Origin of the sequence: Massilia sp. (assembly GCF_046293535.1) — a bacterium.
In the GTDB taxonomy this organism is placed as follows: domain Bacteria; phylum Pseudomonadota; class Gammaproteobacteria; order Burkholderiales; family Burkholderiaceae_D; genus Telluria.
The window spans coordinates 1-6,929 of the sequence record NZ_JBKBOV010000077.1 but is presented as its reverse complement, the minus strand read 5'-3'; the positions used below and the strand labels follow the sequence as shown (position 1 = coordinate 6,929).

Sequence of the window (6,929 nt, the reverse complement as noted above, 5' to 3'; positions counted from 1 at the left end):
AAAGCCAGCGCGAGCGCGCCGCCAACTGGCTGGCCGCGCACGCGCGGCTCGAGCCGATGGCGGCCCAATGGCCGCGCTGGGACAAGCTGCTGGCCCAGGCCGCGCAAGCGGTCGCGCTCGATGCCGCCGCCGCGACCGCGCTGGAATCGGCCAGCCGCCAGGCCGCCCAAGCCGGCGCGCACGAAGGGGCGGCTTGCGCGGCCCTCACCGACGCCACCGGCCGCCTCGATGCCCTCGACACGGCGCGGCGCGAGGCGATGGCCGTCCTCGAAGCGGCCGACCCGCAGGCGCTGGATGCCGAACGCCAGGCGCTGGATGCGCGCCGCGAACGCCTGGCGGCGGCCGAAAAGGCCTGGACGGCGCTCGTCACCACGCGCCGGGAATGTGCCGACACCGCCGGCGAGCTCGATCGGGTCGATACGGCCCGCGCCGCTGCCGGCCGCCAGCTCGAAGAAGCACGCGGCGCAGCCCCGGCCCTGGCGGCGGCGCTGCAGCAGGCCGAGAAATCGCTGGCGGCTGCGGAACTGGCCTGCGCCGCGAACGTCGAGCAGTTGCGCGCGACCCTGCACGAAGAAACGCCCTGCCCGGTCTGCGGTTCGCAGCAACATCCCTACCGGGACGATGGCCGCGAGGACATGCTGCACACCATGCTGGCGAACCTGCGCGCCGAAGTCGCCGACTGCCGCGGCCGCCTGCGCGACAACGAAGCCGTGCAGGCGGCCCAGGCCGCGACCCTGGCCGCCTCCAGCGACCGGCTCGCCGGACTGCAGCGCGAGCGCGCCACCCTGGGCAAGCTGCTCGACGAGCTCGAGGCGGAATGGGCGGCGCAGCCGCTTGCGGCCGAAGCTCCCGCGGAAGAAGCGCGCATGGACTGGTTCGCCGAGGCCCGCGAGGCCTTGCGCAGCGCCGTGGCGGCGCTGGACGGCCGCGCTGGCGCCCTGCGCTGCGCCGCGCAGGCGCGCGACGCCGCCCAGCACGCCTACGACAAGGCGCAACAGGAGCATGCCGGCCTGCGCCAGGCGCTCGACGGCGCCCGCGCAGCCGGCGCGCGCCTGCAGGCCGAACTGCGCGCCGCGACGGTGCGGCGCGACGCCGCCGCCACCCAGCTGGCAGGCTTGCTGGCCGAGCTCGACCCGGTCCTCTCGAGCGCCTGCGGCGACGGCTGGCAGGACGCCTGGCGGCGCGATCCGGCCGCCTGGCGCGAAGCCCGCGCCCAGGAAGCCGCGCAATGGCAGGAGCACACGGCCCAGCAGACCAGCAGCGCCGCCGCCCTCGCCACCCTCGAGGCCGAGGTGGCCGGCGCGCACGAGCGCATCGCCCAGGCCGATCGCCACGGCGCCGGCGTAGCCGCCGAGTTCACCCGGATCGATACCGAGCTGAAGGACAAGCGCGCCGCGCGCCTCGCCCTGTGGGATGGCCGCCCCGTGGCCCAGGTGGAGCAGGCGCTGCAGGCCGCCGTCGGCGCCGCGCGCAACCACTTGTCCGCCCGCCAGGCGGTCGCCACCGAAACCGCCCAGCGCGAAGCCAGCGCCCGCAGCGCGCTGGCCCAGTTGACGCAGCACATCGCCCAGCTCGACGCCGCCGGCGCCAGGGCGGCGGCCGCCCTGGCCGACTGGCTGGAAGACTATCGCAAATCGGCCTTCCTCAAGGGCCTCGACCCGGTCGAGGACTCGGCCGAGCTCGGCCGCTTGCTGGCGGTCGGCGGCACCTGGCTGGCGCAGGAGCGCGCCGCACTGGGCGCGCTCGACGCCCAGGCCGCCAGCGCCGGCGCGGTGCTGGCGGAGCGCCGCGCCCAGCGCGTGCTGCACGGCGAAGGCGCTCCCGAAAGCGGCCTGAGCGCCCACACCGTGGCGGCCGCCGTCGACGCCTTGACCAGCGAGCGCCGCGCCGCCCACGACCTGGCCACCGAACTGCGCATGCGCATCGGCCAGGACGACACCCGGCGCGTGCAGGCACAGGCGGTGCTGGCCGAGATCGAGCGTCAGCAGCTCGAGGAGCAGCGCTGGGGCAAGCTGTCCGAGCTGATCGGTTCCAGCGACGGCAAGAAGTTCCGCAATTACGCCCAGCAGTTCACGCTCGACGTGCTGCTCGGCTACGCCAACGCCCACCTCGGACAGCTGGCGCGGCGCTACCGCCTCGAGCGCGTCAGCCACAACGGCGCGCCCTCGCTGGCCCTGATGGTGCGCGACCAGGACATGGGCGGCGAAGTCCGCTCGGTCAATTCCCTGTCCGGCGGCGAATCCTTCCTGGTGTCGCTGGCCCTGGCGCTCGGCCTGGCCTCGCTGTCCTCGAACCGGGTGCGGGTCGAATCGCTGTTCATCGACGAGGGCTTCGGCAGCCTCGACACCGACACCCTGGGCGTGGCCATGGACGCGCTGGACGCGCTGCAATCGCTCGGCCGCAAGGTGGGCGTGATCTCGCACGTACAGGAGATGACCGAACGCATCGCCACCAAGGTGCTGGTGCGCCCGGGCGGGGGCGGCAGCAGTGCGGTCGTGGTCGAGTAGCCGGCACGGGTGTAGAATGCCGCTCTTCCCGAAACTCACACAGACATTCCCATGAAGCCAGCTCGCTTCCTCACTTTCAAATGCGCCAAGTGCGCCAAACCGGTCAAGGTCACCCTGCAGAAGGTGTCGGCCTGCTCGCACATCCAGCCTTACCTGGGCGTCTGCGAATGCGGCGAGCCCAAGCGCCACGCGACCGGCAGCCCGGACGCGGTCAAGTCCTATCTCGAATCGGCCGACGGCAACTGGCACCACCATCACTGATCGGCCATCGATGAGCGACACGATGGGGCAACTGAGCTGGCTGGAAGGCGGCGCCGAGCGTTCGGCGCAATGGCGCTCGGAAAGCGGCTGGCCGGCGCCGAAGAAGGTGGTCGTCGCCGACGACACCATGAACGCCGATACCGCCTACCGCCTGGCGCTCGAGGGTACCGCCCTGCTGTGGCGCGGCGACTTCCAGAATGCGCGCCAGCTCCTGAACGCGCTGGTGCGGCGCGTCGAGCACAAGAGCGATCGTGCGCGCCGCGCCAAGGCCGGCAAGGGCGCCGCCAAAGGCGGCGCGCCGACGCCCGCCGAGCTGTTCCACCGCCACCGCCTGCAGCAGCTGCAGCGTGCGCGCACGCTCGCCATGCTCCTGATTCCTTTCGATGCCGGCCACGCGATCCCGCTGCGCCGCGCGCCGGACGTGCGCGAGGCCTGCCTCGAGGCCTACGGCCCGGCCGATAGCGCCTATGTCGCGTCGCTGCGCGAACTGCTGGGCGTGATCGGCGCCCACGAATGGCGCCGCAAGGGGGTGCGCATCCCGGCCCTGGACGCCAACATCCACCCCTGGTACGGCGTGTTCTCGCCGGTGCGCGGCGAATACGTCGAGCTGGTGGCGCAGGCGCCGCTGCCGAAGGCGACTGCTAGCATGACGCGCGCCTTCGACATCGGCGCCGGCACCGGCGTGCTGTCGGCGGTGCTGGCGCGGCGCGGCGTGAAGCAGGTGCTTGCCACAGACATGGACGCGCGCGCGCTCGGCTGCGCGCGCGAGAACATCGCGCGCCTTGGCCTGGCCGCCCAGGTCGACGTGATCCAGGCCGACCTGTTCCCCGAAGGCCGCGCGCCCCTGGTGGTGTGCAATCCGCCCTGGTTGCCGGGCAAACCCAGTTCGGCGATCGAATACGCGATCTACGATCCCGACAGCCGCATGCTCAAGGGCTTCCTGGCCGGCCTGGCCCAGCACCTGGAACCCGGCGGCGAAGGCTGGCTGATCCTGTCCGACCTGGCCGAGCACCTCGGCCTGCGCCCGCGCGAACAACTGCTCGGCTGGATCGCGGCGGCGGGCCTGGAAGTCGCGGCGCGCCACGACGTGCGGCCGACCCATGGCAAGGCGAGCGACCCGGACGATCCGTTGCATGCGGCGCGCTCGCGCGAAGTGACCTCGCTGTGGCGCCTGCGCACGCTGTCGTAAGGTGGAACAATACGGCGATTGCACAAGCCGCCGATCCGCGCTATAATCTTTTTCTCAGACGCGGGGTGGAGCAGTCTGGCAGCTCGTCGGGCTCATAACCCGAAGGTCACAGGTTCAAATCCTGTCCCCGCAACCAAATACCAAAAAAGCCCGACTCTTGCAGCCGGGCTTTTGTTTTCTGCGGCAGCAAAAGCGACGCAGCGCAGCATCGGCGGCTCAGTACAGGCAGATGAGAGACAAGAAAGACAACGCGACAATCGACCTGCCGGGCTTCGAGCCGGCCGCCCCGCTTGACCCCGTTGTCGAACCGAAGCGCGCCGTTCCCCGTGCGCGTCGCGCCGCGCTGAAGCAGGAGCAGCTGGAACTGCTCGAAGAAACCGACACCACCGGCCTGCCCGTCTGGCGCCGCGACGAGAACCTCGACCTGACCGGCCTGCCGGTGTGGGCGCCGGCCTCGGCGTAGTCAGCCATATTGGCTACACTATTGGCCAAACCCCTGGCTGGACACCCATGAACACGCAACCCTTCACTTCGCTGCCGCTGGCGCCGCGCTTCCTCGCCAACCTCGCCACCCTGGGCTACCACGGGATGACACCGATCCAGGCCGCTTCGCTGCCGGCGGTGCTCGAAGGACGCGACCTGATCGCCCAGGCCAAGACCGGCAGCGGCAAGACCGCCGCCTTCGGCATCGGCGTGCTGCACAAGCTCAATCCGGCCTGGTTCGCGGTGCAGGGCCTGGTGCTGTGCCCGACGCGTGAACTGGCCGACCAGGTCGCCGGCGAACTGCGGCGCCTGGCGCGCGGCGTGGGCAACGTCAAGATCCTGACCCTGACCGGCGGCGTGGCCATGCGCCCGCAGATCGCCTCGCTCGAGCACGGCGCCCACATCGTGGTCGGCACGCCGGGCCGCATCCGCGACCATCTCGGCCGCAACACCCTCGACCTGTCGAAGGTCCAGACCCTGGTGCTGGACGAGGCCGACCGCATGACCGACATGGGCTTCTACGACGAGATCGAAGGCATCGTGCGCGCCTGCCCGCAGCGCCGCCAGACCCTGCTGTTTTCGGCCACCTACCCGGACGACATCCGCTTCGCCACCGCCGGCTTCCTGGCCGACCCGCTCGAAGTGGCTGTCGAGAGCCAGCACAGCGCCGAAAAGATCGAGCAGCGCTTCTACGAGATCGGCTTCGAAGGCCGCGACGAAACAGTGGCGCAGCTGCTCAAGCACTACCGGCCCGTCTCCACCTTGGCTTTCTGCAATACCAAGGCCCATTGCCGCGAACTGGCCGACCACCTGCGCGAGCAAGGCTTCTCGGCGCTCGCCCTGTATGGCGAGCTGGAGCAGTGGGAGCGCGACGAGATCCTGGTGCTGTTCGCCAACCGCAGCTGCTCGGTGCTGGTCGCAACCGACGTCGCCGCGCGCGGCCTCGACATCGCCAACCTCGACACCGTGATCAATGCCGACGTCTCGAAGGACCCGGAAGTGCACGTGCACCGCATCGGCCGCACCGGCCGCGGCGATGAAGCCGGCCTGGCGCTGACCCTGTGCGCGCCGAACGAGAAGAAATGGGTGCGCCTGATCGAGGAATACCAGGATGCCCCAGCCGAGTGGCACAAGCTCGACGAACTGGGCGAGCAGCCCGAGGCGGCGGCGCCGGCGCCGATGCTGACCTTGCACATTGCCGGCGGCAAGAAAGCCAAGCTGCGTCCGGGCGACATCCTCGGCGCCCTGTGCGGCGACGCCGGCTTGACCAAGGAACAGGTGGGCAAGATCAATGTCGGCGAGTTCGCCAGCTACGTGGCGCTCGACCGCCACGTGGCCCACGCGGCGGTCGCCAAACTGAACGACCGCCAGGCGCCGGGCCCGGAATTCGGCGCCATCAAGGGCCGCTACTTCAAGATGCGCTTCCTCGAGGTCTGAGCCCACGGCTGGGCTCGCGGCTGCTGATCACGGCTGAGTTGTAACGAAGTTGTAACAGCCGCGCACGGTTGGCTCAGCAGCGCCATCGGCGCGGCAAATCTGGCATTATTTGTCAAAATACAAATACCGCGCCGGGACACATTCCGGACAGCTTCCTGCGTGTCAGGGCGCGGCTCGACGCCATGATGACCAGCACTCCCGTAACCCAGCAACAGCAGACCGACGGCCGGACCGTGCGCGAAGTCGTCGAGTTCAACCATGAACTCGTCAACGAAGTCTGGTGCCGGCGTATTTTCCGCCAGATCCTGCAGTCGCTCGAACTGCAGTACGCAATGCAGATGCCGCACCGTCCGATCAGCCCGGACACGGTGCTGGTGCTCGACTCCGGCGACCCGATGCTCCTGCCCTCGCCCGACGTGGGCAGCGCCTGGTCGGAAGCGGGCGACATGCACGACCTGGCCGCCGTCGTCCATTACGCCATCACCCGGGAATATCCTCCCGCAGCGCCGCTGCAGGGGCGGCTGGGCGGCAACAACGGAGACCAGTACAGCGACAGCTTCGTGACCGCCGTCGACCGCTGCCTGTCGCCCGATCCGCAGCAGCGCCCGCACACCATTGAACAATTGCGCAACCTGCTGGGCATCGTGCCGCTCGGACCGCCGGTTCCGGCGCAGCCGCTGTCCCCCGCTCCGCCCGAGCCGACACCGTCCTTCCTCACTGAAACCGTGCCGCTGCGCGAAGGCGGCGGGCTGAAACGCTGGCTGCTGCTGGTTGCCGCCGCGACCGTCCTGCTGGCCGCCCTCGGCGCCCTGTTCGCCCTGCTGCACGGGGCTGACTCGCGCGACACCGTCACCCTGGCCCTGCCGCATGACCGCGACCCGGCCGCCGCCACAGCCAATGCAGCCCAGGCGCCCGCCCTGCCCGCGCCCGCCGCGGCCGATCCGGCCGTCCTTGCGGCAACCGATCCCACCGCGCTGGACCACGCGACGCCGCCGGCTGCTGGCGCCCTGCCCGCGGCGCCCGGCCAGGCGGCCGAGCCGGGCGCGGTGCCG

Annotated in this window: 6 protein-coding genes and 1 tRNA gene; all 7 read left to right on the top strand. The window is 70.9% G+C overall.

Translation table 11 applies throughout. The features are described 5' to 3' along the window. On the top strand, nucleotides 1–2,507 hold a 2,507-nt coding region (locus ACK4S9_RS22895), incomplete at its 5' end, for an SbcC/MukB-like Walker B domain-containing protein (protein WP_409730202.1). 51 nt (nucleotides 2,508–2,558) lie between these two features. Continuing rightward, entirely contained in the window at nucleotides 2,559–2,768 is a 210-nt protein-coding gene (locus ACK4S9_RS22890) for a hypothetical protein (protein ID WP_027863734.1), read from the top strand. A 10-nt stretch (nucleotides 2,769–2,778) separates the two neighbouring features. Next, nucleotides 2,779–3,957, top strand: a complete 1,179-nt coding sequence (locus ACK4S9_RS22885; protein ID WP_409730200.1) for a methyltransferase — start codon at nucleotides 2,779–2,781, stop codon at nucleotides 3,955–3,957. Nucleotides 3,958–4,016: 59 nt separating this feature from the next. Beyond that, nucleotides 4,017–4,093, top strand: a tRNA-Met gene (locus ACK4S9_RS22880). A gap of 93 nt (nucleotides 4,094–4,186) precedes the next feature. Continuing rightward, a complete protein-coding gene (locus tag ACK4S9_RS22875) occupies nucleotides 4,187–4,420 on the top strand; it encodes a hypothetical protein (protein ID WP_409730198.1) in 234 nt (77 codons plus the stop codon). Nucleotides 4,421–4,467: 47 nt separating this feature from the next. Next, nucleotides 4,468–5,877 (top strand): ATP-dependent RNA helicase DbpA, encoded by a 1,410-nt coding sequence (dbpA, locus tag ACK4S9_RS22870; protein WP_409730196.1) that lies wholly within the window; start codon nucleotides 4,468–4,470, stop codon nucleotides 5,875–5,877. 182 nt (nucleotides 5,878–6,059) lie between these two features. Beyond that, nucleotides 6,060–6,929: hypothetical protein (locus ACK4S9_RS22865; protein WP_409730194.1), on the top strand; the 870-nt coding region annotated here is incomplete at its 3' end.